19 protein-coding genes and 1 pseudogene are annotated in these 25,521 nt (G+C 63.8%); 12 read left to right on the top strand and 8 right to left on the bottom strand.

Features of this window, described 5'->3' with window-relative positions; genetic code table 11:
• The first annotated feature begins 34 nt into the window (after positions 1 to 34).
• From trpB to P3T43_RS03615, 9 genes are all read left to right on the top strand, one after another.
• Positions 35 to 1,228: a tryptophan synthase subunit beta gene (trpB, locus tag P3T43_RS03655; protein WP_429280148.1), complete on the top strand. Its 1,194-nt coding sequence runs from the start codon at positions 35 to 37 to the stop codon at positions 1,226 to 1,228.
• A gap of 65 nt (positions 1,229 to 1,293) precedes the next feature.
• Positions 1,294 to 2,193, top strand: a complete 900-nt coding sequence (locus P3T43_RS03650) for a DNA-methyltransferase (RefSeq protein ID WP_429279680.1) — start codon at positions 1,294 to 1,296, stop codon at positions 2,191 to 2,193.
• Between the two features lie 105 nt (positions 2,194 to 2,298).
• Positions 2,299 to 3,114 (top strand): tryptophan synthase subunit alpha, encoded by an 816-nt coding sequence (gene trpA / locus P3T43_RS03645; RefSeq protein ID WP_429279679.1) that lies wholly within the window; start codon positions 2,299 to 2,301, stop codon positions 3,112 to 3,114.
• An 84-nt stretch (positions 3,115 to 3,198) separates the two neighbouring features.
• On the top strand, positions 3,199 to 4,071 hold the full coding sequence (gene accD / locus P3T43_RS03640) for an acetyl-CoA carboxylase, carboxyltransferase subunit beta (RefSeq protein WP_074294087.1): 873 nt from the start codon (positions 3,199 to 3,201) through the stop codon (positions 4,069 to 4,071).
• A 167-nt stretch (positions 4,072 to 4,238) separates the two neighbouring features.
• Positions 4,239 to 5,549, top strand: a complete 1,311-nt coding sequence (folC, locus tag P3T43_RS03635; protein WP_429279678.1) for a bifunctional tetrahydrofolate synthase/dihydrofolate synthase — start codon at positions 4,239 to 4,241, stop codon at positions 5,547 to 5,549.
• A gap of 29 nt (positions 5,550 to 5,578) precedes the next feature.
• On the top strand, positions 5,579 to 6,520 hold the full coding sequence (locus P3T43_RS03630; protein WP_429279677.1) for an SPOR domain-containing protein: 942 nt from the start codon (positions 5,579 to 5,581) through the stop codon (positions 6,518 to 6,520).
• A gap of 7 nt (positions 6,521 to 6,527) precedes the next feature.
• Positions 6,528 to 7,022, top strand: a complete 495-nt coding sequence (locus tag P3T43_RS03625) for a CvpA family protein (protein WP_429279676.1) — start codon at positions 6,528 to 6,530, stop codon at positions 7,020 to 7,022.
• Positions 7,023 to 7,128: 106 nt separating this feature from the next.
• A complete protein-coding gene (gene purF, locus P3T43_RS03620) occupies positions 7,129 to 8,676 on the top strand; it encodes an amidophosphoribosyltransferase (protein WP_429279675.1) in 1,548 nt (515 codons plus the stop codon).
• Between the two features lie 334 nt (positions 8,677 to 9,010).
• Positions 9,011 to 10,201 (top strand): O-succinylhomoserine sulfhydrylase, encoded by a 1,191-nt coding sequence (locus P3T43_RS03615; protein WP_429279674.1) that lies wholly within the window; start codon positions 9,011 to 9,013, stop codon positions 10,199 to 10,201.
• 66 nt (positions 10,202 to 10,267) lie between these two features.
• Here P3T43_RS03615 and P3T43_RS03610 read toward each other — a convergent pair whose 3' ends face one another.
• The 3 genes and pseudogenes from P3T43_RS03610 to P3T43_RS03600 all read right to left on the bottom strand — a co-directional run bounded on the left by P3T43_RS03610 (position 10,268) and on the right by P3T43_RS03600 (position 11,406).
• Positions 10,268 to 10,630: a helix-turn-helix domain-containing protein gene (locus P3T43_RS03610; protein ID WP_429280147.1), complete on the bottom strand. Its 363-nt coding sequence runs from the start codon at positions 10,628 to 10,630 to the stop codon at positions 10,268 to 10,270.
• 54 nt (positions 10,631 to 10,684) lie between these two features.
• A pseudogene (locus tag P3T43_RS03605) lies at positions 10,685 to 11,104 on the bottom strand (hypothetical protein); the annotation flags it as partial.
• Positions 11,065 to 11,406, bottom strand: a complete 342-nt coding sequence (locus tag P3T43_RS03600; protein WP_429272147.1) for an FKBP-type peptidyl-prolyl cis-trans isomerase — start codon at positions 11,404 to 11,406, stop codon at positions 11,065 to 11,067. The gene P3T43_RS03600 and the pseudogene P3T43_RS03605, both read right to left, overlap by 40 nt.
• A gap of 210 nt (positions 11,407 to 11,616) precedes the next feature.
• On the opposite strand from P3T43_RS03600, the gene P3T43_RS03595 reads away from it, so the two are divergent.
• The 3 genes from P3T43_RS03595 to P3T43_RS03585 all read left to right on the top strand — a co-directional run bounded on the left by P3T43_RS03595 (position 11,617) and on the right by P3T43_RS03585 (position 14,705).
• Positions 11,617 to 12,420, top strand: a complete 804-nt coding sequence (locus tag P3T43_RS03595; protein ID WP_429279673.1) for a sensor histidine kinase — start codon at positions 11,617 to 11,619, stop codon at positions 12,418 to 12,420.
• Positions 12,421 to 12,523: 103 nt separating this feature from the next.
• The gene (locus P3T43_RS03590; RefSeq protein WP_429279672.1) at positions 12,524 to 13,867 is read left to right on the top strand and encodes a hemolysin family protein; all 1,344 of its coding nucleotides are present in this window, start codon (positions 12,524 to 12,526) and stop codon (positions 13,865 to 13,867) included.
• A 115-nt stretch (positions 13,868 to 13,982) separates the two neighbouring features.
• Positions 13,983 to 14,705, top strand: coding sequence for a sulfite exporter TauE/SafE family protein (locus tag P3T43_RS03585; RefSeq protein WP_429279671.1), 723 nt, complete (start codon positions 13,983 to 13,985; stop codon positions 14,703 to 14,705).
• 18 nt (positions 14,706 to 14,723) lie between these two features.
• Here the strand turns inward: P3T43_RS03585 and P3T43_RS03580 are convergent, their stop codons facing one another.
• Genes P3T43_RS03580 through glgX form a run of 5 tightly spaced genes read right to left on the bottom strand, consistent with a single transcriptional unit; the run spans position 14,724 to position 25,488 of the window.
• Positions 14,724 to 16,211, bottom strand: coding sequence for a dipeptidase (locus P3T43_RS03580; RefSeq protein ID WP_429279670.1), 1,488 nt, complete (start codon positions 16,209 to 16,211; stop codon positions 14,724 to 14,726).
• 54 nt (positions 16,212 to 16,265) lie between these two features.
• Positions 16,266 to 19,121: a malto-oligosyltrehalose synthase gene (treY, locus tag P3T43_RS03575; protein WP_429279669.1), complete on the bottom strand. Its 2,856-nt coding sequence runs from the start codon at positions 19,119 to 19,121 to the stop codon at positions 16,266 to 16,268.
• Positions 19,118 to 21,316: a 4-alpha-glucanotransferase gene (gene malQ, locus P3T43_RS03570; RefSeq protein ID WP_429279668.1), complete on the bottom strand. Its 2,199-nt coding sequence runs from the start codon at positions 21,314 to 21,316 to the stop codon at positions 19,118 to 19,120. Before malQ ends, treY begins: the two co-directional genes overlap by 4 nt.
• Positions 21,313 to 23,223: a malto-oligosyltrehalose trehalohydrolase gene (treZ, locus tag P3T43_RS03565; protein WP_429279667.1), complete on the bottom strand. Its 1,911-nt coding sequence runs from the start codon at positions 23,221 to 23,223 to the stop codon at positions 21,313 to 21,315. Before treZ ends, malQ begins: the two co-directional genes overlap by 4 nt.
• 48 nt (positions 23,224 to 23,271) lie before the next feature.
• Positions 23,272 to 25,488, bottom strand: a complete 2,217-nt coding sequence (glgX, locus tag P3T43_RS03560) for a glycogen debranching protein GlgX (RefSeq protein WP_429279666.1) — start codon at positions 25,486 to 25,488, stop codon at positions 23,272 to 23,274.
• Positions 25,489 to 25,521 lie beyond the last annotated feature (33 nt).

Below are 25,521 nucleotides of genomic sequence, written 5' to 3'. Positions count from 1 at the left end.
CGAAGCCGCCCGGCACACTGAGAAGAGTGACATCATGTACAACTTGCCCGATGAACGAGGCCATTTCGGCCAATTTGGCGGCGTATTCGTCGCTGAAACGCTGGTTCACGCACTCAATGAGTTGCGTGAAGCCTACGAAAAATTCCAGAAAGATCCCGAGTTTGTCGCTGAGTACGAGCGCGAACTGAAGTATTTTGTCGGCCGTCCGTCCCCCATTTATCACGCACAGCGTTGGAGCGAGCTGCTCGGTGGCGCGCAAATTTTCCTCAAACGCGAGGATCTGAACCACACCGGCGCCCACAAGATCAACAATGTGATCGGCCAGGCACTGCTCGCGAGGCGTATGGGCAAGAAGCGCGTGATCGCGGAAACCGGCGCAGGCCAGCACGGGGTGGCCACCGCCACGATCGCCGCGCGCTTCGGCATGGAATGCGTGGTCTATATGGGCTCGGAAGACGTCCGCCGGCAGGCCGCCAACGTCTACCGTATGAAATTGCTGGGCGCGACGGTCGTCCCCGTGGAATCGGGTTCCAAGACGCTGAAAGACTCGCTGAACGAAGCGATGCGTGACTGGGTCACCAACGTCGAAAGCACTTTTTACATCATCGGCACGGTGGCGGGCCCGCATCCCTATCCCATGATGGTGCGCGATTTCCAGCGCGTGATCGGCGACGAGTGCAAGGTGCAAATGCCGGAACTGGTCGGCCGCCAGCCGGACGCGGTGATTGCCTGCGTGGGCGGCGGATCGAATGCGATGGGGATCTTTTACCCCTATATCGATGATAAATCGGTGCAGTTGATCGGCGTTGAAGCAGCAGGCGACGGCCTCGATACGGGCCGCCACGCCGCCTCGCTGATCGGCGGTAGTCCGGGCGTGCTGCACGGGAACCGTACCTACCTGCTGCAGGACGAAAACGGCCAGATCATCGAGACGCATTCGGTTTCGGCAGGCCTCGACTATCCTGGCGTCGGTCCCGAGCACGCCTGGCTCCATGAGACCGGCCGTGCGCAATACGTCGGCATCACCGACGAAGAAGCGCTCAAAGGGTTCCACGACTGCTGCCGGATCGAAGGCATCATTCCGGCGCTCGAATCGAGCCACGCGCTGGCCTATGCGACTAAACTCGCGCCGACCTTGCCGAAAGACAAGGTTCTTCTGGTGAACCTGTCGGGCCGAGGCGACAAGGACATGCACACGGTCGCTGAGCGATCGGGTATCACGTTCTGAGCGCCGTGACGATGCGCGACGAGTTCGACGAGCCGCAACCGGCAATAGGCACAGCCGAAGCCGCAATGGTCCCGTCCGAAGAGCAGGCCGGCCAGGCGAAAGCCGAGGCCGGAATGTCCGAGGCGCCGGTAGCGGCGCTTTCGGGTGCTTTGCCGACGGTGCCTGCCGGCATCCAGCTCCTGAACCGCGATTTTCTGACCGATGTGGCGAACCTGCCGGATGGTTCGGTCGACCTGATCCTGGCCGACCCGCCCTATGGGCTCGGCAAGGACTACGGTAACGACTCCGATATGCGCTCGGGCGAGGACTTTGTCGCCTGGACGCGTAGCTGGCTCGAGCTGGCAATTCCGAAGCTCAAGCCGTCCGGTTCGCTGTATATCTTCTGCACGTGGCAGTACGCGCCGGAAATCTTCTCCTTTCTGAAGACGCGTCTGACGATGGTCAACGAGATCATCTGGGACCGGCGCGTGCCGAGCATGGGCGGCACGACCCGCCGCTTTACGTCCGTGCATGACAACATCGGCTTTTTCGCGGTGTCGAAGGATTATTACTTCGATCTCGATCCCGTCCGCATCCCGTACGATGCCGTCACGAAGAAGGCGCGTTCGCGCAAATTGTTCGAGGGCAGCAAGTGGCTGGAGCTTGGCTATAACCCGAAGGACGTCTGGTCGGTATCACGCCTGCATCGGCAACATTCCGAGCGCGTCGACCATCCGACCCAGAAACCTCTGGAAATCGTCGAGCGTATGGTGCTCGCGAGCTGCCCGCCGGGCGGCCGCGTGCTCGATCCGTTCATGGGTAGCGGCACCACGGCAGTCGCTTGCGCACGTCAAAAGCGCGAATTCGTCGGCTATGAAATCAATGAAAGTTACTGCGCGATAGCGCGTGAACGCGTCAGTGCGGCCGCGCAGTTTGCGCCGAACGCAAGCGTCGCGTCGGCGGGTCCGGTCGCTGCCGAGACCTGAGCAAGGCACGGTCTGGCGCCAAACGGCGTGTAACCGCGTTCAAACTCGCTCAAACGACCGCGAACCGCAGCGAAAGCGCAGTTCACTATTTTCGAGAGAATTTCCATGTCCCGTATCGAAAACACATTTGCAGCCTTGGCTGCGCAAGGTAGGAAAGGGTTGATCCCGTTCATGACGGCTGGCGATCCGGATCCGGCCCGCACCGTTGAATTCATGCATGCGCTTGCCGCCGGCGGCGCGGATGTCATCGAACTCGGCGTGCCGTTTTCGGACCCAATGGCGGACGGCCCGGTTATCCAGGCATCGTCGGAGCGCGCTTTGGCGCATGGCGTCTCGCTGCGTGGCGTGCTGGCGGACGTCAAGCAGTTCCGCGAACGTGACGACAAGACACCCGTCGTGCTGATGGGCTACGCCAATCCGATCGAACGGATGGGCGTGGACGCGTTCGCAGAAGCGGCCAGGGATTGCGGCGTCGATGGTGTGCTGGTGGTTGACTATCCACCGGAAGAATCGGTTAGTTTCGCGGAAAAGATGCGATCTTCGGGGATTGATCCGATTTTTCTTCTGGCGCCGACGTCGACCGACGAACGTATCGCCGAGGTCGGCAAAATTGCAAGCGGCTACGTGTACTATGTGTCGCTCAAGGGGGTGACCGGAGCGGCAAATCTGGACGTTTCCAGCATCGCGAGTAAAATCCCGGCCATCAAGTCGCGCGTTCCCCTGCCGGTGGGCGTCGGTTTTGGCATCCGTGACGCCCAGACGGCGCGTTCCGTGGCCGAAGTCTCCGATGCCGTCGTGATCGGCAGCCGTATTGTGCAATTGCTCGAAAAAGCCGCGCCCGACAAGGCCGCCGAAACTCTCACGAGTTTCATCGCGGAAGTGCGCGAGGCGCTGGACAGCATTGGCGCGACCGCCCGATAACCGTTACTTTTTGTCTGCTGTAGGCTGCGCGGCGGGGTTTCATCCCCGCCGTCGTGCGTACCGAAGACCCAGGAAGGAATCAATATGAGCTGGCTCGACAAGCTGCTGCCGCCCAAAATCAAGCAAACCGATCCGAAAAACCGTAAGGGAATTCCGGAAGGCCTGTGGATCAAGTGCCCGTCGTGCGAAGCGGTGCTGTACCGCAACGACGTCGAAGCCAATCTGCACGTTTGCCCGAAGTGCGACCATCACATGCGCATTGGCGCGCGTGAGCGGCTCGACGGCCTGCTCGATCCGGAAGGCCGCTACGAAATCGGTCAGGAAATCGTGCCGGTCGACGCGCTCAAGTTCAAGGACAGCCGCAAGTACCCGGACCGCCTGAAAGAGGCGATGGAAGAAACCGACGAAACCGACGCCATGGTGGTCATGGGCGGCGCGATTCACACCTTGCCGTGCGTGGTGGCGTGTTTCGAGTTCTCGTTCATGGGCGGCTCGATGGGTTCAGTCGTGGGCGAGCGCTTTGCGCGTGGCGCGCAGAACGCGCTCGAGCAGAACGTGCCGTTCATCTGCTTTACCGCTTCGGGCGGCGCGCGGATGCAGGAAAGCCTCTTGTCGCTGATGCAGATGGCCAAAACCACCGCGATGCTGACCAAGCTGTCCGACGCCAAGCTGCCGTTCATCTCGGTGCTGACCGATCCGACCATGGGCGGCGTGTCGGCGAGCTTCGCCTTCCTCGGCGACGTGGTGATCGCGGAACCGAAGGCGCTGATCGGCTTCGCCGGCCCGCGCGTGATCGAACAGACCGTGCGTGAAAAGCTGCCAGAAGGCTTCCAGCGTGCCGAATTCCTGCTGACGAAGGGCGCGGTCGACATGATCGTCGACCGTCGCAAGCTGCGTGAGGAAATTGCCCGCCTGATGGCGCTGATGTCTCGCCAGCCGGCCGACGCGGTGGCCTGAGGCGCCCCGCAACCTCTGCACGGACGCCGTGCGCCGACGCCCGGCGGAGTCAAAAACAGCGCGCCGCGAGCAGTCTTCAAGCGGCGCGCAGTCATTTCCGCGATAATCGCGGTCTCGCTGCAAAGCGATTCGAGAAATTCAGCAGCACCGCCTAACCGACGCATTCCATGACGCCATTCCCCACACTCGACGCGTGGCTCACGCACCTTGAATCCTCGCATCCGGTCGGTATCGACATGGGGCTGACCCGGATTGGCAAGGTGCGCGACGCACTGCAGTTGTCGTTCGACTGTCCGGTGATCACGGTGGGCGGCACCAACGGCAAGGGCTCGACCTGCGCGATTCTCGAAACGATTCTGCTGCGCGCCGGCTACCGCGTGGGTTGCCACACGTCGCCGCACCTGCTCTCGTTCAACGAACGGGCGCGCGTGAACGGCGCGATGGCGAGCGACGCCGACCTGGTACCGCATTTCGAAGCGGTCGAAGCGGCGCGTCTGAGTCTGGCTGAACCGGTCTCGTTGACCTACTTTGAATTCACGACGCTGGCGATCATGCATCTGTTCGCGTCGCGTGGCCTTGACGCGGTGATTCTGGAGGTGGGCCTCGGCGGCCGGCTCGACGCGGTCAATATTCTCGACACTGACTGCGCGATCATTACCAGCATCGACATTGATCACACGGAATACCTCGGCGATACGCGCGAGAAGATCGCTTTTGAAAAGGCCGGCATCTTCCGCGCCGGCAAACCCGCCATCTGCGCCGACCCCGTGCCGCCGCAGACATTGATCGATCACGCAGAGCAGATCGGCGCGGATCTCTGGCTCTTCGGCCGCGATTTTCGCTACGAAGGGCAGGCGGGCAGCGAGCGTCAACAATGGAACTACGTGGGCCGCAGCATGCGCCGTTCGGCGCTCGCCTATCCGGCGCTGCGGGGCGCGAACCAGTTGATCAATACCTCGGCCGCTCTGGCGGGGCTGGAGGCCTTGCGCGACCGTCTGCCGGTTTCCGCGCAGGATATCCGGCTCGGTCTGGCTAATGTCGAACTGCCGGGCCGCTTTCAGGTGCTGCCGGGCAAGCCGTCCATCGTCCTGGACGTCGGTCACAATCCGCACGCAGCCGCCGTGTTGTCGCAGAATCTCGGCAATATGGGCTATTTTCCGTACACGTACGCCGTATTTGGCGCGATGCACGACAAGGACATCGCCGGCGTGATCGAGCATCTGAAGGGGGAGATCGATCACTGGTGCGTGACCGACCTGCCAAGCCCGCGAGCGGCCTCCGCGCAGGATCTGGAGGCGGTTTTGCGGGAGTGCGGCGTGGCCGAGGGCGCGGATAGCAGCGTCACGCGCTACGCTTCGCCTGCGGACGCTTTTCACGACGCGCTAAAGCGAGCCTCGGAGAATGATAGAATCGTGGTTTTCGGAAGTTTCTATACGGTAGCCGGCGTGATGTCCTACCGTAAATCGCAGCAACACTGAACGGGCGGCAGCCTCGAACCAAGCCATTCATGGGAATTTTCTCGTTCGGCAAGAAAGACGACGCGCCTACCCGGCGTGGCGCAACTACGAGTTCCACCCGGGCCGCCCGTGGCGAGCGTGTGGAGCGGCGAACCCGCCGCACGGAACGGCCTGACGCCGATGCAATGTTGCTCGATCCCACGCTGCCCGAAAAGCAGCGCGCGCGTCGTCGCCTGGTGGGCGCGATTGCGATGGTGGTCGCAGCCGTGGTGATTCTGCCCATGGTGCTCGATTCGCATCCGAAGCCGGTCACGGACGACATCGCGATCGATATTCCGAATCGCCCGGCGCCCAAAGCGGCTGCCAACGACGAAGACACCCAGGCCGGTGTCGCACCCGATAATCCGGCGCCCGATAGCGCCAACAGTTCGCTTGCCGCTTCTGGCGTGGCTCCGGCCCCGAAAGCCGCTTCCATGGCGAACGCCATGACGCAGCAGGCTCCTGCCGCGGCACCATCTGGCAAGAGCAGCAAGCCGCAAACGCCGGCAATGGCCGCGAACACAGCGCCTGTCACGCCTGCAGCGCCGACGCCAGTTCCAGCCAAACCGGCCAAACCGATCAAGCCTGCGCCCGCGCCGGTCCAGAGCGCCGCCAACCAGACCGCGAACAGCGCGAACACGACAAACAGTGCAAACAGCACCGAAGCTGCCGCAGCAGATGCCGATTCCGGCACGCCCGCGTCGCCTCCAGGCAGCCGTTTCGCGGTGCAATTGGGAGCGTTCCCAGACGACGCCAGCGCAAAAGCGTGGGCGGTGAAGTTGAAAGCGGCGGGTGTGCCCGCATATACGGAACGTCGGAAGCAGTCGGATGGTACAAGTCAGACGCTGTTGCGCGCGGGCCCATTTGCCGACCGCGCCGCCGCGACGGCTGCGATCGCGAAGGTTCGCGCCGCGGGCCTGACGTCCGGCGCGAACAGCGGCTCGGCACAGTAAGTCGGCGATGTTCACAGCCTTCGACTACGCTGTAATGGCGGTGATTGGGTTGTCGGCCTTGCGGGGCACCTGGCGCGGTTTCCTGTCCGAAGTGTTCGGACTGATCGGCTGGGTTGCAGCGTTTCTGATTGCCTGCCGTTTCGTCGGGTATGTCGTGCCCTATATGCCGGCCAGGTGGCCGGGCGGCGCGCTGACGCAGTGGCTGCTGGCGTTCGCCCTGCTGATCATCGGCGTGATGCTGGTGGTGGGCGTCACCAACGCGCTGCTGAGCCGGCTCGTGCAGGCATCCGGTTTGAGCGGCGTGGACCGCTCGCTGGGTTTGATGTTCGGCCTCGTTCGCGGGGTCATTCTGGTGCTGATTCTGGTCGCCCTCGCAGGCCTGACCGAATTGCCCCAGCAAGAATTCTGGCGCAACGCCTTGCTGCGACCCTACGCGGTCGAAGGCGTGCGCGAACTGAAACCGCTGCTTCCCGAGACACTCGCTGCTTACGTCCGTGTGTGACAAGCAGGCGAGCCGTTCAGGGAATCACGCAGGACATCGGCGCGACCCGGATGCTTCCCCGGCACCGGCCGCCGTTACGAAATTTCGTACCTTTGAAGGACATGCCATGTGCGGCATCGTAGGCGTAGTTTCCCAATCCCCGGTCAATCAGCTGATCTATGACAGCCTGCTGCTTTTGCAGCACCGCGGTCAGGATGCCGCCGGTATTGCCACGGCGGACGGCAGCAATTTCCACATGCATAAGGCCAACGGCATGGTGCGCGACGTGTTCCGCACGCGCAACATGCGCAGCCTGCCCGGCACCACCGGTATCGGCCAGGTGCGCTATCCGACGGCGGGTTCCGCGTCGAGCGAAGAAGAGGCCCAGCCGTTCTACGTGAACGCGCCGTTCGGCATCATCCTCGCTCACAACGGTAACCTGACCAACTGGCAGCAGTTGAAAGACGAGATGTTCCGCGTCGATCGCCGTCACATCAACACCAATTCCGACACCGAAGTGTTGCTCAACGTGCTCGCGCACGAATTGCAACTCTCTAGCTCCGGCCTGCAACTGGATCCGACGGCCGTGTTCAAGGCCGTGTCGGGCGTGCATCGGCGTGTACATGGCTCGTATGCCATCGTCTCGCTGATCGCCGGTTACGGCCTGCTCGCCTTCCGCGACCCGTTCGGCATCCGCCCGCTGTGCCTCGGCAAGCAGGAAACGGCGCATGGCGTCGAGTGGATCGTGGCGTCGGAATCGGTGGCGATCGAAGGGATCGGCTTCGAATTCGTGCGCGACGTGGCGCCGGGCGAAGCGATCTTCATCGACATCGAAGGCAATCTGCACTCGCAGCTTTGCGCGACGCACGCCAGCCTGAACCCGTGCATTTTCGAACTCGTGTACCTCGCGCGTCCGGACTCGGTGCTCGACGGCGTGCCGGTCTACAACGTGCGTCTGCGCATGGGCGACTACCTCGCCGAGAAGATCAAGCGCACGTTGCCGGATGTACCGATCGACGTCGTCATGCCGATTCCCGATTCGTCGCGCCCCGCTGCGATGCAAGTCGCCAAGAAGCTGGGCGTCGAGTATCGCGAGGGCTTCTTCAAGAACCGTTACGTGGGCCGCACCTTCATCATGCCGGGCCAGGCGGTGCGCAAGAAGTCGGTGCGCCAGAAGCTCAACGCCATGGCGATCGAATTCAAGGGCAAGAACGTGCTGATCGTCGACGATTCGATCGTGCGCGGCACCACGTCGCATGAAATCGTGCAGATGGCGCGTGACGCAGGCGCGAACAAGGTCATTTTCGCGTCCGCGGCGCCGCCGGTGAAATTCCCGAACGTCTACGGTATCGACATGCCGACGCGCGGCGAACTCGTCGCCCACGGCCGCACGGATGAAGAAGTGGCGCGCATGATCGGCGCAGATCATCTCGTGTATCAGGACGTTGACGCGCTCAAGCAGGCGGTGCGCGATACCAATCCGGCGCTGAAGGAATTCGAGGCGTCGTGCTTCGACGGCAACTACATCACCGGCGATGTCACCACCGAGTACCTCGATCGCATCGAAACGGCGCGTCTCGCACCGTCCGCGCAATCGGACCGCGACGCCGCCAGCGAAGCAATGGAAGGCGGTGCGCCGCGTTCACAACTGCACTTGCAGTTGTCGGTGGAGTAACGGAGGCACACATGAACGTGGCGCACGGCGGCACATGCACGCAGCGCGCCACGCATGTTAGGATGAAGGCTTGCGTCGATTTGATCTCAGCTTGCGGACGCGGGGCAACCCAAAACAGCTAAAGCGAACGGTGGAAAAAAGCAGTAACCGTCCGCCGCCGCTCCAGCTCTCCCCCGCACATGAAGCCCGCTTATGCCGACGCAAAGCGGGCTTTTTTGTTGCCGGTGCGTTCTTCGGCGTTCATGCAGATAGACGATGAACGTCGAACAGTCAGCGCCGGTCTGTTCAACGTGGCAACACGTGGCGACACCTGGAAAATGGAACTAGAACCAACATGGACGACTCCCTGAATTTCGACACCCTCGCAGTCCGTTCGGGCACGCTGCGCAGCGACTTCAACGAGCATTCGGAAGCGATTTTCCTGACGTCGAGCTTTATGTTCACAAGCGCCGCCGACGCCGCCGAACGCTTCAAGAATTCCGAGGACAATTACACGTACTCGCGCTTCACGAATCCCACGGTCACGATGTTCCAGGATCGGCTGGCCGCGCTCGAAGGCGGCGAGGCGTGCATCGCCACGGCCTCGGGCATGGCCGCGATCATGTCGGTGGTGATGTCGGCGTTGCAGGCGGGCGATCACCTCGTGAGTTCGCGCAGCCTGTTCGGTTCGACGCTGGGCATGTTCTCGCAGATCTTCAGCAAGTTCGGCATTACCACCACGTTTGTCGATCCGACTGATCTCGACGCGTGGAAAAACGCCGTACGGCCGGAAACCAAGATGTTCTTCCTGGAAACGCCGTCGAACCCGCTGACCGAAATCGCGGATATCGAAGCGATCGGCAAGATTGCCAAGGCCGTGAACGCGCTGTTTGTCGTCGACAACTGTTTCTGCAGCCCGGCGCTGCAGCAGCCGCTGAAGCTCGGCGCGGACGTCGTGATGCACTCGGCCACCAAGTTCCTCGACGGCCAGGGCCGTGTGCTCGGCGGCGCGCTGGTCGGCTCGAAGCAGTTCATCATGGAAAAGGTGTTTCCGTTTGTCCGTAGCGCCGGGCCGACACTGTCCGCGTTCAATGCGTGGGTGTTGCTCAAGGGCATGGAAACGCTCACGCTGCGCGTCGAGAAGCAGTCGGATAACGCGCTGGAAATCGCGCGCTGGCTGGAAGCGCATCCGGCCGTGAATCGGGTGTTTTATCCGGGGCTGGAATCGCATCCGCAGCATGCGATTGCCAAACGTCAGCAGAAATCCGGCGGCGCGGTGGTGTCGTTCGAGTTGAAGGGCGAGACGCCCGAAGCGCAACGGGCGAACGCATGGCGCGTGATCGACGGCACGAAGATCTGCTCGATCACCGCCAACCTCGGCGATACGCGTACGACGATCACCCATCCGGCTACGACGACCCACAGCCGCGTTACGCCGGAAGCACGTGCGGCAGCGGGTATTTCGGAAGGGCTGATCCGGCTTGCGGTTGGGCTCGAAAACGCGGGCGATATCCGCAATGATCTGGCGCGCGGGTTGGCAGGTTAAACGGGCGCGGCCGGTGGGCCGCGCAATCGTCAGTCAAGCGTCCATCAAGCGTCCATCGAACGTCGGTTAATGGCGCACGGCGCGCCATTGGCCGGGCGCGAGCCCGAAACGCCGCGTGAAAGCGTGCGTATAGGCGCTCTGATCGCCGAAGCCGACTGCCAGCGCGATATCGGCCAACGACGGACGCGGATCGGCGAGCAAAGTGATCGAGATATCGAGCCGCAGACGTTGCAGATAGCGGTGTGGCGTTTCGCCAAACGCGTCGATGAACACCTGATGGAAGCGCCGCATGCCGAAGCCGCAATGCGTGGCGAGGTCGGCAATCCGCAGCGGTTCCGAGAGATGCGCGCGCAGCCAACGGTCGATACGCGCGAAGTCCAAACCGGCGCGCGGCGTCACGGCTCGCGTCGTGCCGCTGTCTGCCAGCATCGCCGCGCACAGACGCGCGGCAGCCTCCCAATGAAAACGCCGTACGGCCAGATCGTCACCGGCTTGCATGCTTCCCGCTGCGCGGGCGGCGATGCGCTGCGTGAGCTGAGCGAGCGAGGCATCCATAGAAACCGCCCGCGCACGGTCAAACAGACGCTGCGGTACGGCCAGCGAAGCCGCCGGCAGATCCAGCACGAGCTGGCGGTTCTCGCCGACACCCGCGTAGTCGTGCTGCGCGCCAGCGGGAATCAGCCACGCCGACCCGGCGTCGATCACTTGACCGATACCGTCCACCGTCATCGCCATCGCGCCGTCGAGCCCCAGCACGACCTGATGAAAGTCGTGCACATCCGACGCCTCGATTGCGCCATAACGGCGCAACGAAACGCTAGGAGCAGTGACAGCAGCGTGGCTCATTGCGCAACTGCAAAAACTTAAACTTCGAGCAGTTCGACTTCGAACACGAGCGTCGCATTCGGCGGAATCACGCCGCCCGCGCCGCGCACGCCATAGCCGAGTTGCGGCGGAATCGTGAGCTTGCGCACGCCGCCCACCTTCATGCCCTGCACGCCTTCATCCCAGCCCTTGATGACCATGCCGCCGCCCAGTACGAAGGCGAACGGATCGTTACGGTCCTTGCTCGAATCGAACTTCTGGCCGTCGGTCAGCCAGCCGGTGTAGTGCACGCTGACCGTTTTACCGGCGACGGCTTCAGCGCCGGTGCCTTCGGTCAGGTCTTCGTATTTGAGGCCGGATTCGGTAGTCACGGTCGACATGAGTTGCTCCTTCATACAGGTCGTAAAAAGCGACATTGTAGGCGCGTTGGCAGCGCGTCGCCCAGATGCCCCGCCTGGGCGGCGGGTTGTGAGGCGCACGCGAGTCTGCAGAGGCCCGCGCGGAGCGGGTATGCGGCCTGCTTCACGAAGGAGCGTGCCTATAATGACAGTTCCTTCCAACTCCATGCCTTGCCTGAGAGGGCCTCGATCGTGACAACGTCTTCCACCGGAACCGGACCCGGAACCGGCCAGCAGGTCGCTTCCGGCGTCTCCTTGTCCGAACGCACCGCGCATCTGTGCGCGGAGGCTGCGCTATTCATGCGTGACCACGTGCTCTCGCTGGTGTCGCACGACTTGCGTGGTCCGCTGAATGCGATCCATAGCTGGGCCTATGTGCTCGAACGCAAACTCGACGCCAACGACCCGGCCGCGCAGCGCGCCATCGTCGGGATTCGCAGCGGGGTGGACCAGCAGGTCAAGTTGCTGGAATCGATCGTCGATACGACGCGCGCCGGCACCAAGTCCATCGCGCTCGCACGTGGCCCGTTTGCATTGCAGGCGTTGTTCTCGGATTCGGCTGACGAGGTCCGTGCCGGACTCGCACGATCGCGCGGGGTGTCGGTCACATTCGACTCGGGCCTTTCTACCGAGCAGTTCAATGGCGACCGCGAACGTCTTGCCGCTGCGCTGTGGCTAATGCTCACGTTCGCGGTGGAGGCCAGCGCGAACGGCGCCAAGGTCACGCTGGCGTCGAGCGCTGATGCCAGCGCATGGCACGCGGTCGTTACTTACGATGCGACCCTGGCCGCTCTCGACGACGCATCCATGCCGCATTTGCTCGAACCGTTCGCCCGCACTCAGGCGCGTGCGCCGCGCGAAGCGGGACGGATTGCGTGGGTGCTGTCGCTGTGCAAGCGGGTGGCGGAAGCCCACGGCGGGACCTTCGAGCAAGGCGAGATGCAGGACGGTCAAGCCACGACGTTGGCGCTGCACATACCGCTTGTCATGGCTTGACGGACCGGCGACGAGATTTTTGCCGCGTGTCCGGGCTCCAATATTGCTTTCATCGAGCTTTCGCACTCTATACTGACAACTTTTGTTGCCGGAGCCTTCTCTCTTGATTCAGGTCGTCGCCCTCATTGGTGCGTTGCTGGTCGTCGCGCTCAACGGCTTCTTCGTTGCGGCTGAATTCGGCCTCGTGAAACTGCGCCAGACGCGGGTGCAGAGTCTTGCCGCGAGGCACGGCATGCGTGGCCGCCTGCTGGGGAAGGTGCATGGACACCTCGACGCCTACCTGTCCGCCTGTCAGCTCGGCATCACGCTCGCGTCGCTGGGTCTGGGCTGGATCGGCGAGCCGGCGTTCGCTGAACTGCTGACGCCGGTGTTCAAGCTGCTGGGTATCGAGTCGGAAAAGGTCATCCACGGCGTCTCGCTGTTTTTCGCGTTCTCGTGCATCTCGTTCCTGCATATTGTGGTGGGCGAACTGGCGCCGAAATCGCTCGCCATTCGTCAATCCGAGAAGGTGTCGTTGTGGACCGCCACGCCGCTCTATGGCTTCTACTGGGCGATGTACCCGGCAATCTGGTTGCTCAACACCAGCGCGAATGCGGTTCTCCGGCTGGCGGGCTTGACGGCGGATCACGGCGGGGACGCGCATTACTCCACCGAAGAACTGAAGCTGATCCTCCGCGGCCGCCACGCCGCCGTGGCAAGCGGCATGGGCGCGGCGGACGGCGCGTACAGCCAGGACGAATGGAACACCATCGCGCATTCGCTGGATTTCTCGCGCATGACGGTTTCCGATCTGATGCGGCCGGCCTACGAGATGGTGGGGCTGCGGCGCGATCTGTCGTTGCGCGAGAACATGCAGGTGGTCGCACGGCATCGCTTCAGCCGCTATCCGTTGTTCGAGGACGCCTCGGGCGAGCGCGTGGCCGGCATGATCCACCTGAAGGATTTGCTGTTGGCGCGCCACGCGGGCAGCACGCTCGACGATCTCTCGAAGTATGTGCGGCCGGTCCAGTACGTGAAGCCGGACATGCCCGCGCTGGAACTGTTCCGGCGCTTTCGCAAGGGCGCGCCGCATATGGCGCTGGTCGGCCACAAGAACGCCGCGCCGATCGGCTTTCTGACTCTCGACAATCTGCTCGGCGCGCTGGTCGGGCAAATCCACGACGAATTCCGTCAGGGCGATGCCGACTGGACTCGCATGGACGACGGCACGTTGATGGGCAAAGGCAGTTTGCCGGTGGTCTCGCTGGAGCGGGTGCTGGGGATCGACATTGACGAAGGCCGCGCCGAATCGGTCGGCGGGCTGGTGATTCAGGCACTCAACGATCTTCCGAACGAAGGGCAGCGGGTCGAGTTCGATCGCTTCGATATCGTCGTCAAGAAGATGAAGGGACCGCGCATTCTGCTGGTGCGCGTGTATCCGAAAAGCTTCGATGACGAGGGCGGTTGAGCGGAGCTACAACGGTGCTAAAGCGGTGCCTTCTGCGCCTGCATGGTTCATTCGCCGCGCCTCGCGAACTTCAGAGCCCGGGTAAAATCGTCCCCCAACATCATCCGGGGACGCCATGGGATTTTTGCTCGTATTGTGCGTAGGGCTGCTAGCCGGCTTGCTGAGCGGTGTGATCGGCACAGGCTCGTCGATGATGCTGATGCCTGTGCTCGTCATGCTGTTCGGGCCGCAACAGGCCGTGCCGATCATGGCGATCGCCGCGATCATGGGTAATCTGGGCAAGGTCCTCGCATGGTGGCGTGAGATCGACTGGCGCGCCTGTGCCGCTTATTGCTCGACCGCCGTGCCCGGAGCGGCGCTGGGTGTGCGCACGCTGCTCGCGTTGCCGCCGCATGCGGTCGAACTTGCGCTCGGTCTCTTCTTCCTCGCCATGGTCCCCACGCGCCGCTGGCTGGCGCGCCGCTCCGTGCAATTCTCGCTGCTGCATCTCGCGCTGATCGGCGGCGTGGTGGGCTTCCTGACTGGCATCGTGGTTTCGACCGGACCGATCACCGTGCCGGTGTTCATATCGTACGGGCTCATAAAAGGCGCATTTCTCGCGACCGAAGCGGCGGGGTCGCTCGCCGTGTACGGCACCAAAGTCGCGGTGTTCAAACACTTTGGCGCGTTGCCGTTGCAGGTGGTATTCGATGGCCTGATTGCCGGCTCGGCGCTGATGGCGGGCTCGTTTGCGGCGCGCTACGTCGTGCTTCGCACGAGTGCCCGCACCTTCAGGCTGGCGGTCGACGCCCTGATGCTGTCCTCGGGGCTTTCGCTGCTGTGGGCTGCGGCACGCTAGTGGAGCTGCGGCGAGCCCTCAGCCCACCGAAGCCTCGAACACGCGCCGGTAGTTGCCGCCGAGAATCATCCCCACTTCTTCCTTGCTGAAGCCGGCCGTCATCAACACATCGCCTAGCGCCGGCAATTGCTCATAGCTGCGGAATACCGGCGGGTTGATGAAGCCGAGCATGTCGGTACCCAGTCCTACGTGCTCGACGCCGACCAGATCGGCCACGCGCTTCATGCCGTTCGCCATGCCCTGCACATCGTGAAATGTCCCGGAACTCGGCCACACGCCGATCACGCCGCCGGTGCCGGCAACGATGCGGGCGTGGTCCGGTGTGATCAGGCGGCTACGCGCGGAGGGATGAGTCGCCAGTGCCGTATGCGAAAGGATCAGCGGTTTGGTTGTGATATCCGCTGCACGTCTGACGAGGTCGTAAGTACCATGCGCGACATCCACAACGATACCGAGCGAATTGCAGCGGCGCACCACGTCCGCGCCGAAGTCGGTGAGGCCGCCATGAATGGGCGGTTCCGTCTGGATATCGCCGAGTTCGTTGACGCGATAGTGCGTGAGTTGCAGATGGCGCAGTTGATGAAGCGAGTACGCCTCGTCGACGCGCTCGAGCCTGCCTTCCAGAAAGTCGGCGCCTTCCGCGGCGATAATCGCGCAAGGTCCCGCTTTGCCGTTCGCAGCCAGCGATGCCGTGTTCGTCACCACCTGCATCTGCTCCCGCTGGATCAACGCGTGTACGCGGACGAATTCGGCCTGACTGAGGGCATAAAGTTCGCCATCCTCAGGAGTTCGCCACGCTTCGATGCGCTTGCGATCGGCGGTGACGTGCGTCACGGTGGTATCGGTCACGATCGCGAGACAGACGACGTTCATGCCGCCCGCACGCATCGGCGCCGCGAGGGGCACGAACGGACGATTGGCGCCGATTGCCGGATTGCGCGAAACGGTCACGCGGCCGGCGTGGCTGTGCATGTCCATGGTCAGGGTGTCGGCGGTGCGCCAGTTGGAGGCGTTTTCCGGCGTTGGCGCGTCCTGATTACGTGGATCCGATGCGAGCGGGTCCGGTGCCTGAGCGGCGTCGGATTTTTCTGTGTAGCCAGCGAAGCGGCCCGGCGCGCAGGCCGCGAGCCCGAGCGCCGCGCCCGATGCGAGAAACGCGCGACGACTCGCGCTACGTGGCGCCGGGTCCGGCTGGCAATCGAGCGGGCTTGCCTCGACGAGCTGATAGCGCCAGCCGGCGGGGTCGTCGATGAGACGTTGCAGACGTCCCCGGAGTGTAACGGCACGTTCCTGCGATGCACATGGCACCGTGGCGAACACTTCGACGCACGACAGCGGATCGCGCGGCAGGCAGCCGCCACAGCAAGGGGCGTCGGCGGCGAGGACGAAGTAATCGGCTTTGTCCGCGGTGGGATCGAGCGGAATCATCCAGCCGCACAACTCGATCATGGTGCCGTGCAGAGAATCGGCTTCGCCGGTTCGGATACTCGACCAGTCTAGAGGCATCGGCATTCCTGTGGCTTCAGTAACAAGCTGACTTTGCAAAGCCCGGCAAACCGCTCAAGCCCGTGGCACCCCATCCTCCACCAGCACGGCAACCGGCATTGACGCGAGCGCATCGCGCAGCAATAGCAAGCCGTTGTCCTCGACCTTGGGGGCGGCGGTGCTCATCCAGTCGAACAGCGAACGCGAAGTCAGCTCAGCGGGCATTTCCACCGCCGTGTCTTCCCAGCGCGCCGCATCGACGAGTGGCAAATCGCAGCTCCCATCGAGCAAGCCCGCCGCGAGGTGCGTCACGATGACAACCGCCCACGCGTTGCCATGCCTGCGCGCAAACGCGACGACCTTGGCCGCGTGTTTGCCCTTCACGTTCAACGGCAAATACGCGCCTTCGCTCAGCAATTGCGGCAGATGCGCGCGCAGCGCCAGCAAGCGCTGGACGACAGCCAGCTTCACGCGTCCACTCCGCCAGTCGGACAGGAAGTCCGACGGCGGCGTCTCGACCAGCCACGCCGCACGTTGTGCGAAGTCCACGGGCCGCCGGTTGTCGGGATCGACCAGACTGAAATCCCACAACTCAGTGCCCTGATACAGATCGGGCACGCCGGGCGAGGTGAGTCGCAGCACCGTCTGCTGCAAGCTGTTGAGCGCGCCGGCCTGGCTGATTCTGGCGACCAGCGCGGCCAGTTCGTGCAGGAAACCGTCGCGCCGTTGCGGCGCGATGATATCGAACAGGAAGTCGCGGCAGGCCTTCTCGTACGCTTCGTCGGGCGCAAGCCACGACGTGCGCAGCTTCGCTTCGCGCAGCGCCTTCAACTGCCATTGCGCTACCCGTTCGGCGAGCGCCTTGACGCCGGTTTCGTCGTCCGGCGCAAGTTCGAGCGGCCAGCAACCTGCCAGCGTCTGATACAGCATCGCCTCCGCGGCGGGCCCAGGCGCCCAGTCATGATCCGACGCGATCACGGAGCCGTCGAGCGCGCGATGATGCGGCGCGTTCAACATCGACCATGCGCGCAGGGTCGCGTTCCAGTCATGCGCGAATTCACTCAGGACTGCCAGACGTGCACGGACGTCTTCACCGCGCTTGTGATCGTGTGTGGCAGTTGCCAGCATGGCGTGCGGAAAACGGCGCGCGCGTTCGAGGTTGGCGGCGTGAAATTGCTCGACCGAAAGCGCGAACTCGCCCGGGTCAGAACCTACTTCGTTGCGCGACAACAAGCGGCCGTAGCGATAGCAGGCCGTGTCTTCGATCGCTTTTGCCGCCACCGGTGCGGTCAACTGCGAAAACAGCGTCTGCGCCGTGCGACGCGACGCCCCCGCGTGATTGAATTGGGGTTGCCCGGCTGCCCCTTGCGATGCGTTGGCGGCGGTGCCTTGACGAACCGCAGCGACGTCCTCGGCTGCGCCGTTGCCCAACCAGGCGTCGACCTGTTCCAGCACGGCGTAATCGCCAGGCGACAGCGTTTGCCGCGCGCCGGCCAGCGCCTGATTGAAATAGACGTTGTCGGCTTCGGTGCGCAAGGCGCTCTGCGGATAAATGCGGTACACCGGAAAATGCACGACGAGTTCGGTCAGCACGCGTCGTAAGGCGGTGAACGTGAAGTCGCGCGTGGTGATCGAGTCGCGGGCAATCCGGTGTAACGCGCGGGCCGCACGGTCCAGTTCCGCGGAGAGATTTTCCGCAAGGATCTTGCGCCGCGCGGGCAGCGCTTCGTCGGCGAAGCGTCCGCTGCGTCCGGTCAGTTCCGCCCAGTTTGCGGCGAGCGGGCCGGCACCCGCCGGATCGTGCAGCAACGCGCCGACGTCGGTCATGAAGTCGTAGCCGGTGGTGCCGTGAACGGGCCAGTCGTCGCGCAGCGTCTCGCCGCGTCCAAGAATCTTTTCCACCACGATATACGGCTCGCCGTCGCGCAGTTCACCTAGGCGTTGCCGCAGCCGCTGGCAATATTCACGCGGTTCCGCAAGACCGTCCACATGGTCGATCCGCACGCCGTCGATCAGGCCTTCCGCATATAGGCGAAACGGCAGCGCGTGGACCACGTCGAACACTTCGGGCCGTTCAACGCGGATGCCGGCCAGCGTGCTGATATCGAAGAAGCGCCGCCAGTTAACTTCGTCCGACGCGGTGCGCCACCACGCAAGCCTGAAATGCTGGCGCTCGAGCAGCCGATGCAGACGGTCGCGCGAAGCCGGTTCGCCCGGCGCGTAGTGGACCAGTGCCGCTTCAATCGCCGACGTGCCGTTTTGCGCAGCAAACTCGCGCAACGCCTCTCGCGCTTCGGCGGCACGCGGCTGGTCGGCGGGCTGGGTGGTGAGTCCCTGGAAGCGCTCGGCGAGCGCGCTGAGATCCGCGCGTTCGGCGCTTTGCAGGATCGCCGCGTAATCCACCGGACACACAGGGCCGACGTGCGGTCCGTAGCTAGCGTAGAAGCGTCCCGTTTGCGCGGCGAAGCGCAGTTCGATGCGTCCGGCTACGAGTTCGTCCCCGTACGATGCGCCGAGGCACGGCATCAGCACCTTGCCGCGCAGCGCGGGATCGGGCGAATGCCAGTCGATATCGAAATGCCGCGCATACGCGCTATGGCGGCCCCATTCGAGAATATCGAGCCACCATGCATTGCTCGATCCGCCCACGCCCATGTGATTTGGCACCACGTCGACGATCAGTCCCATGCCGCGTTCGCGCAGTTTCTCCACCAGCCGTTTGAGACCGGCTTCGCCGCCGCATTCGGCGCTGATCCGGCTGTAGTCGACGGTGTCGTAACCGTGCATCGAACCGGGCTCGGCAGTCGTCACCGGCGATGCATACAGGTGACTCACACCGAGCGCAGCAAAGTACTCGACGTGCGCGAGTGCGTCATCGAACGTGAAGCCCTTGTGGAACTGAAGCCTGAGAGTGGAACGCGGGACGGTCATGGTGTGTCGGGCCCCGAAGAAGCCGTGGTGGATGCAGCAGCGGAAGCGGCAACGGTATTGCCGCGGGCGCGCTCGACCGCCAGCAGGCGGTCGCAGAAGTTCGGTTCGGCGAACAGCTCGTCCATTGGCAGCGCGAGGCGGCGCCGCCAGTTCGGATGCTCGTCGATCGAGCCCGGCAGATTGGGCTGATCTTCGAGCGCGAGCAGATCCTCGAGCGGATAGGTGACGAGCGGCGTGGGCGTGGCGGCGACGAAGGCGAGCGCTTCATCCACCGGCGCGCTGTCGGGCGGCGGCGCGGGCACGTCCTTCGCGGCCACGCCCGCCTGCTGGAACGCGGCCCACAGCAGCGCGCGATCCTCCGCGCGCTCGGCTTGCGCCACTTCAACCGGATCGCGGCCGTCGGCGCGCGGCAGCGTCTGACCGATGCGGTTGCGCCAGACGATGTCGGCGCCGCGCCACCAGCCGGTAACGGTGGGCAGATCGTGGGTGGTGGTAGTGCCGACTGCGTTGGGGTCCCAGCGTGGTGGCGGCTTGAATCCTTTACCCGATTCGGCGCCTTCGAACCACAGGACGCGAATCCCGGCGATACCGTGTTCGCGCAGCCGCTCACGGAAGCCGGGCGGCACCGTGCCGAGGTCCTCGCCGATCACAATCGAGCGATGCCGCCACGATTCGAGGGCGATCAACCGCAGCATGTCTTCGAGCGGATAGCGCAGATAGGCGCCGTGACGGGCGCTTTCACCTTCCGGCACGAGCCACAGACGGCGCAGGCCGAGGATGTGATCGATGCGGATGCCGCCGGCGTGGGCGAACGCGGCGCGCAGCATGTCGATAAAGGCCGCAAATCCCTGGTTGCGCATGGCGCGTGGCGAGAACGTCGTGAGGCCCCACGCCTGACCGGCCTGATTGATCAGATCCGGCGGCGCACCGACGGACACGCCCTGCAGCATATCGTCGCGATACGACCACGCGTGACTGCCCGCACTATCGCAGCCGACTGCCAGGTCTGCGATCAGCCCCACCGCCATGCCGGCATCGCGCGCCGCATGCTGCGCGTGCGAAAGCCCTTTGGCGGCCAGCCATTGCAGGAACAGATGAAATTCGACTTCGTGCCGATGCGCGTTCGCAAACGCTTCGACTTCCGCGCTGCGCGGATCGCGCAACGCATCGGGCCAGTTGCGCCAGTGGCCGTGCGGCTCGACCTGCGCCAGCTGAACCGCCTGCAACGCCTCGAAGCGCGCGTGATCTTCGAGCGAGCGGCCGCCATGCACGCAGAACGCGTTGAATTCGAGCGCACGGGGCGCGTCCTGGGCCCGGTCGTGCACGCAGAACTGCTCGAATAGCGTGCGCAATACCTTGAGCTTGAGCCGCACGGCCTGCGGCCAGTCGATCAGCGTCAGCCTTTCAAGCTGCGACCATGCGTGGCCGGCCTGATGCGCTTCGATCGCGGCACGCGCGGCCTCGGCGCCGAATACAGCGGCCGGATCGATATGCGTCACGTTGAGCCACAGGCGCGAGGACGGCGAATACGGGCTGAAGCGTTCCGGCTCGGCGCTGAACATGGCATGGGTCGGACTAACGGCGAGTGCGTGTGCGCCGCGCTTCGCGCTTTCTATGGCGAGTTGCGTGAGCGCCGAAAAGTCGCCCACACCGCCGTCGCCCGTTCGGCGCAAGCCGTAGAGCTGGGCGGCCACGCCCCACAGTGGCGGTACAAGCGTGTTCTGCATCGTGCGCCATGCATCGGCCGCGGTGTAGCAGCGCGCTGGCGCCACCGCGAGTGTGATGCGGTGATCGTTGATGTAAAGCGTGTGATAACCGGCTTCGTCGATCGGCGACAGCAGCGCCGCTTCGCCTTTCGGCGCCGTGAAGCGACCGTCGATCTGCGAACCGCTTTCCAGTTCGATGCGGTAGTGGCTGCCGGATTTGATCGCTGCCGCGGGCAGGGCGATGCCGCGTTCGCATTCGGCGGTCATCAGCGGCGGCAGCTTGCGGCCGGACAATTCGGCTTCGAGCGCCGCGGCGCTCTGGCGTATCTGGGCCGCATTGCCGCACGGCAACCCCATGCGGTCGAGCAGCGTGGAGAGCGTGCTTTCGGGAACGTGCTGGAGCGTGCGGTGCGCGTCTTCCCATTCGACCTCGAAGCCCGCGCGAGCGGCGAGGTTGTCAATGGATTCGGTACGTCGGGTGGCATTCATGCGTGCCACTCCCGTTCGATGACCTTGCGCGCATCGTGCGTGTTCGCGTACTCGCAGACATCGCCTGTCAGCCACGCGACGCAGGCATACGGCGGCAAGCGATGCTCCTCCAGATGATCGCGCACGCGCGGCGGCGTTTCGAACACCACCTTTCCTTTGGGGATCTCCGGAAATGGCACTTCGACCTTGTCGAGGTTCAGCGCGATGGCAAGCGTTTCCCCATCGTCGAGCCGCCAGCGTGCGATCAGCGCGTTGGCGTCAGCGCCGTTCTGTGCAGACAACACGGTGGCGCCGAGCGCCTTCGCATGTGCGAGGCGTGGCGTAATCAGCTTCGCCCGCACGGTCAGCGCGGATTTGTAGAAGTGCATCCAGTCGAGCCGTTCGTGCGCGTCAGATTGTGCGGCGGGATCGGCGGGCGGCGATGACGCGGCGAAAGTCTGCGGATGATTCGGATCCGGAATCTGTGCGCGACGCTTTTCGTCGCTAAACGAAGCGAAGCGCGCGAACTCGCGGCGCCGTCCTTCGCGCACGGCGTCCGCCAGGTCGCCGCTGTAGTCGGTGAAGAACAGGAACGGTTGATCGGAGCCGAACTCCTCGTCCATGAACAGCAGCGGAATCTGCGGCGAAAGCAGTAGCAACGCCGTGGCGGCGCGCAACGCATCGGGCGGGCTGAGCTTGCGCAGCCGCTCGCCGAACGCGCGATTGCCGATCTGATCGTGATTCTGCAGGAACATCACGAACGAGGTAGGCGGCACATGAGCGCTGGGTTCGCCGCGCGGCTTGCCGTCGTGGATTGGCGAGGGTTCGCCCTGATACGCGAATCCTTCGGCGAGCACGCGCGCCAGCTTGCGGATCGGCGCATCCGCGAAGGCGTGATAGTAGCCTTCCGTCTCGCCGGTCAGCAGCACATGCAGCGTGTTGTGCGCGTCGTCGTTCCACTGCGCGTCGAAATGCGTTTCGAGCAGGTTGGCGGTGTTGTGCTCGTTTTCAAGCACGAGATGCACGTGACGTCCATGCCGCACCTTGGCGCGGATATGGTCCGAGAGTTCGCGCAGCCATTCGTGGTTGTCGATCGCATGCACTGCATCGAAGCGCAAGCCGTCGAAGCGGTATTCGTTGATCCAGTAGAGCGCGTTGTCGCAGAAGAAATCGCTGACCTCGCTGCGCTCGAAGTCGATGGCTGGACCCCACGGCGTATGCGTGCCTTCGCGAAAGAACGGCTTGGCATACTGCTGCAGATAGTTGCCGTCCGGGCCGAAGTGGTTGTAGACCACGTCGAGGAACACATTGAGCCCGAGACCGTGTGCCGTGTCGATCAACGCCTTCAGTTCCTCGGGACGCCCGTAGGCTGAATCGGGCGCGAACGGCAGCACGCCGTCATAGCCCCAGTTTCGCTGGCCAGGAAAGTCGTTCAACGGCATCAGCTCAATGGCAGTCACACCCAGTTCGGCAAGCGCGGGCAGACGCTGCATGACGCCCGCGTAGCCACCGAGTGCGCCCACATGCACCTCGTACAGCACGGTCTCTTCCCATGGCCGGCCATGCCAATGCGGGTTTTGCCACGTGTAGGCGCGTGGATCGATCACTTCACTCGGGCCGTGTACGTCCTGCGGCTGAAAGCGCGCAGCGGGGTCGGGCACCGCCAGCTGGCCGTCGAGCCGGTAGCGATACAACGTCCCCGCGCCGGCGTCGGCTTCAACTTCGAACCACCCGTTACCGGTGGGCGTCATGTCGAGCGTGACAGGGGTAGCCGGGCCTTCGATCTCCACTTGCACGGACTGGCACGAGGGCGCCCAGAAACGAAAGCGCGTGCGGGGTCGCGCGCTCGCTGCGCCTAGCAGCTGCGCCCCGAACGGCAGGCAATGCGCGTGATGACGCGCATGAGGGTCAATCGGACTTTCGGACATGATTCATCACCATTCGGTTTGGCTCGGCCGCCTCGTGTTCCGGCAACGCTATGTGGACGACTCGCCGTCGGTGGGCGCGCTGATATCTGGCTCAGGCGACAACGCGGTCGACGGCTGCGGGTCAGGCTGTTGTGGCTCAGCCTCCGAACCCGCCCGCCCGGCTGCCGAGCCTGTCGGCCGCGAGACCAGCATGACGAGACTGTGGCCGGCTACTTCCACTTCCGACACCGCCAGCGGGTGAGCGGGCGCATCGGGGTCGGCCGTATCCAGCAGCACTTGCCATTCCAGATGCGGCGCGGGCGGCGCGAAGCGCAACATGCCACCCGAGGCGTTGAGCATCATCAACAATACTTCCGTTTCGTGGTCGACTCCTGCACCCGCGCGGCGCAGCGTCAGCGCGCGTCCTTCCGGGTCTTGCCAGGCCTCGATGGTCAAGGGTAAACCGCGTTCGTCGAACCAGCCGATGTCGCACAGACTGGGCAACACCTCACGGTCACCGAACAGGAAGCGCGTCTCGCGCAGCAACGGATGCTGTTTGCGTAAAGCGATCACGCGTGCGACGAATTCGGTCATTCTGCGACCTTCCTCAGACCCCGCGCGTTCCCAATCGATCCATGATAGTTCGTTGTCCTGGCAGTAAGCGTTGTTATTGCCATGCTGGGTGCGGCACGCTTCGTCGCCGGCGAGCAGCATGGGCGTGCCGAGCGCCATGAACAGCGTCGCGACCAGCGAGCGTGCGACCCGCGCGCGGGTTTCGAGCATCGCCGGATCGTCGCTCGGACCTTCGACACCCCAATTGGAACTGCAGTTCTCGTTATGTCCGTCGTTGTTGTTCTCGCCGTTCACTTCGTTGTGTTTTTGCTCATAGGCCACCATGTCAGCGAGCGTAAAACCGTCGTGGGATGCCACAAAGTTGACCGAAGCCCAAGGCTTTCTAAAGCGGTGATTGAACAGATCGGCCGAGCCGGTCAGACGCGCGGCCAGATCGGGCCGCAGTCCGGCATCGCCACGCCAGAAGCGGCGCACAGTGTCGCGAAAGCGATCGTTCCACTCCGCGAAGCCTGGCGGATGATTACCCAGTTGATAACCGCCCGGTCCAATGTCCCACGGCTCGGAAATCAGCTTGCGTTGCGAGAGGATCGGGTCCTGGCGCAAGGCGTCGAAAAAGCCCGCACCTGGATCGAAGCCGTTATGTTCGCGGCCGAGCGTCACGCCGAGATCGAAACGGAAGCCGTCGATATTGAACGCCGTCGACCAGTAGCGCAGCGAATCCATCACCATTTGCAGCACGCGCGGATGCGGCAGATTCAGCGTGTTGCCGCAACCCGTGTCGTTGATATGGTGGCGTTCGTCGCCGGGCACCAGCCGGTAATAGCTGGCGTTGTCGAGGCCGCGCCACGACACGGTCGGGCCCATTTCGCCGCCTTCGCACGTGTGGTTGTAGACCACGTCGAGAATCACCTCGATGCCCGCTGCATGCAGTTGGCGGACGGCGATGCGCATTTCGTCGAGCCGGTGCGTACTCAGATACGACGGCTCCGGCGCGAAGAACGCCGCGGTGTTGTAACCCCAGTAGTTGCGTAGCCCACGCTCCACGAGGAAGCGGTCGTTCAGGAAGGCGTGCACGGGTAACAGTTCGACCGCGGTCACGCCGAGCTTTTTCAGGTGTCCGATAAATTCCGGCGACGACAACGCCGCAAAGGTGCCGCGTTCGTGTGTGCGCAGATTGGGACGCAGCATCGAGGCGCCACGCACGTGGGTTTCATAGACCACGGTCTCGCCCCACGGGACGTTGGGACGTGTGTCGTGCGACCAGTCGAATGCCTCGTCGATGACGACGCACTTCGGCATGGCCGGCGCCGAATCGCGCCGGTCAATCGACAGATCGAGCCGGTTCGAATGCACGCGGTAGCTGAAGAGCGCATCGGACCAGCGAAACTGGCCGACCAGCTTGCGCGCGTACGGGTCGAGCAACAGCTTGTGCGGATTGAAACGATGGCCGTTCTGCGGCTGGTACGGGCCGTGGGCGCGAAACCCGTATGCAGTGCCGGGATGCGCGTTCGGCAGGTAGCCGTGCCAGACCTCGTCAGTGCACTCCGGCAGCGCGTACCGCTTCAATTCCTTGCGGCCAGTCGGGTCGAACAGGCACAACTCAATCTGCTGGGCATTGGCCGAGAAAACCGCAAAGTTGACACCGAGTCCGTCCCAGCTCGCCCCGAGCGGATAGGGCGAACCCGGCGACAGTCGGTCGGGCAATGCATACATGGTTCCCGTCCTTGTTCTGGTGGTTTGTTTTCT

The organism is Paraburkholderia sp. GAS41, assembly GCF_050436545.1.
Taxonomy (GTDB): Bacteria; Pseudomonadota; Gammaproteobacteria; order Burkholderiales; family Burkholderiaceae; genus Paraburkholderia.
The sequence above is the reverse complement of the archived record's forward strand: the minus strand, read 5'-3'. Positions and strand labels throughout refer to the sequence as shown.

Coding starts and splice junctions, on each gene's coding strand:
- trpB (WP_429280148.1), top strand. CDS start 35: ATGTACAACTTGCCCGATGAACGAGGCCATTTCGGCCAATTTGGCGGC.
- P3T43_RS03650 (WP_429279680.1), top strand. CDS start 1,294: ATGGTCCCGTCCGAAGAGCAGGCCGGCCAGGCGAAAGCCGAGGCCGGA.
- trpA (WP_429279679.1), top strand. CDS start 2,299: ATGTCCCGTATCGAAAACACATTTGCAGCCTTGGCTGCGCAAGGTAGG.
- accD (WP_074294087.1), top strand. CDS start 3,199: ATGAGCTGGCTCGACAAGCTGCTGCCGCCCAAAATCAAGCAAACCGAT.
- folC (WP_429279678.1), top strand. CDS start 4,239: ATGACGCCATTCCCCACACTCGACGCGTGGCTCACGCACCTTGAATCC.
- P3T43_RS03630 (WP_429279677.1), top strand. CDS start 5,579: ATGGGAATTTTCTCGTTCGGCAAGAAAGACGACGCGCCTACCCGGCGT.
- P3T43_RS03625 (WP_429279676.1), top strand. CDS start 6,528: ATGTTCACAGCCTTCGACTACGCTGTAATGGCGGTGATTGGGTTGTCG.
- purF (WP_429279675.1), top strand. CDS start 7,129: ATGTGCGGCATCGTAGGCGTAGTTTCCCAATCCCCGGTCAATCAGCTG.
- P3T43_RS03615 (WP_429279674.1), top strand. CDS start 9,011: ATGGACGACTCCCTGAATTTCGACACCCTCGCAGTCCGTTCGGGCACG.
- P3T43_RS03610 (WP_429280147.1), bottom strand. CDS start 10,630: ATGCTGGCAGACAGCGGCACGACGCGAGCCGTGACGCCGCGCGCCGGT.
- P3T43_RS03600 (WP_429272147.1), bottom strand. CDS start 11,406: ATGTCGACCGTGACTACCGAATCCGGCCTCAAATACGAAGACCTGACC.
- P3T43_RS03585 (WP_429279671.1), top strand. CDS start 13,983: ATGGGATTTTTGCTCGTATTGTGCGTAGGGCTGCTAGCCGGCTTGCTG.
- P3T43_RS03580 (WP_429279670.1), bottom strand. CDS start 16,211: ATGCCTCTAGACTGGTCGAGTATCCGAACCGGCGAAGCCGATTCTCTG.
- treY (WP_429279669.1), bottom strand. CDS start 19,121: ATGACCGTCCCGCGTTCCACTCTCAGGCTTCAGTTCCACAAGGGCTTC.
- malQ (WP_429279668.1), bottom strand. CDS start 21,316: ATGAATGCCACCCGACGTACCGAATCCATTGACAACCTCGCCGCTCGC.
- treZ (WP_429279667.1), bottom strand. CDS start 23,223: ATGTCCGAAAGTCCGATTGACCCTCATGCGCGTCATCACGCGCATTGC.
- glgX (WP_429279666.1), bottom strand. CDS start 25,488: ATGTATGCATTGCCCGACCGACTGTCGCCGGGTTCGCCCTATCCGCTC.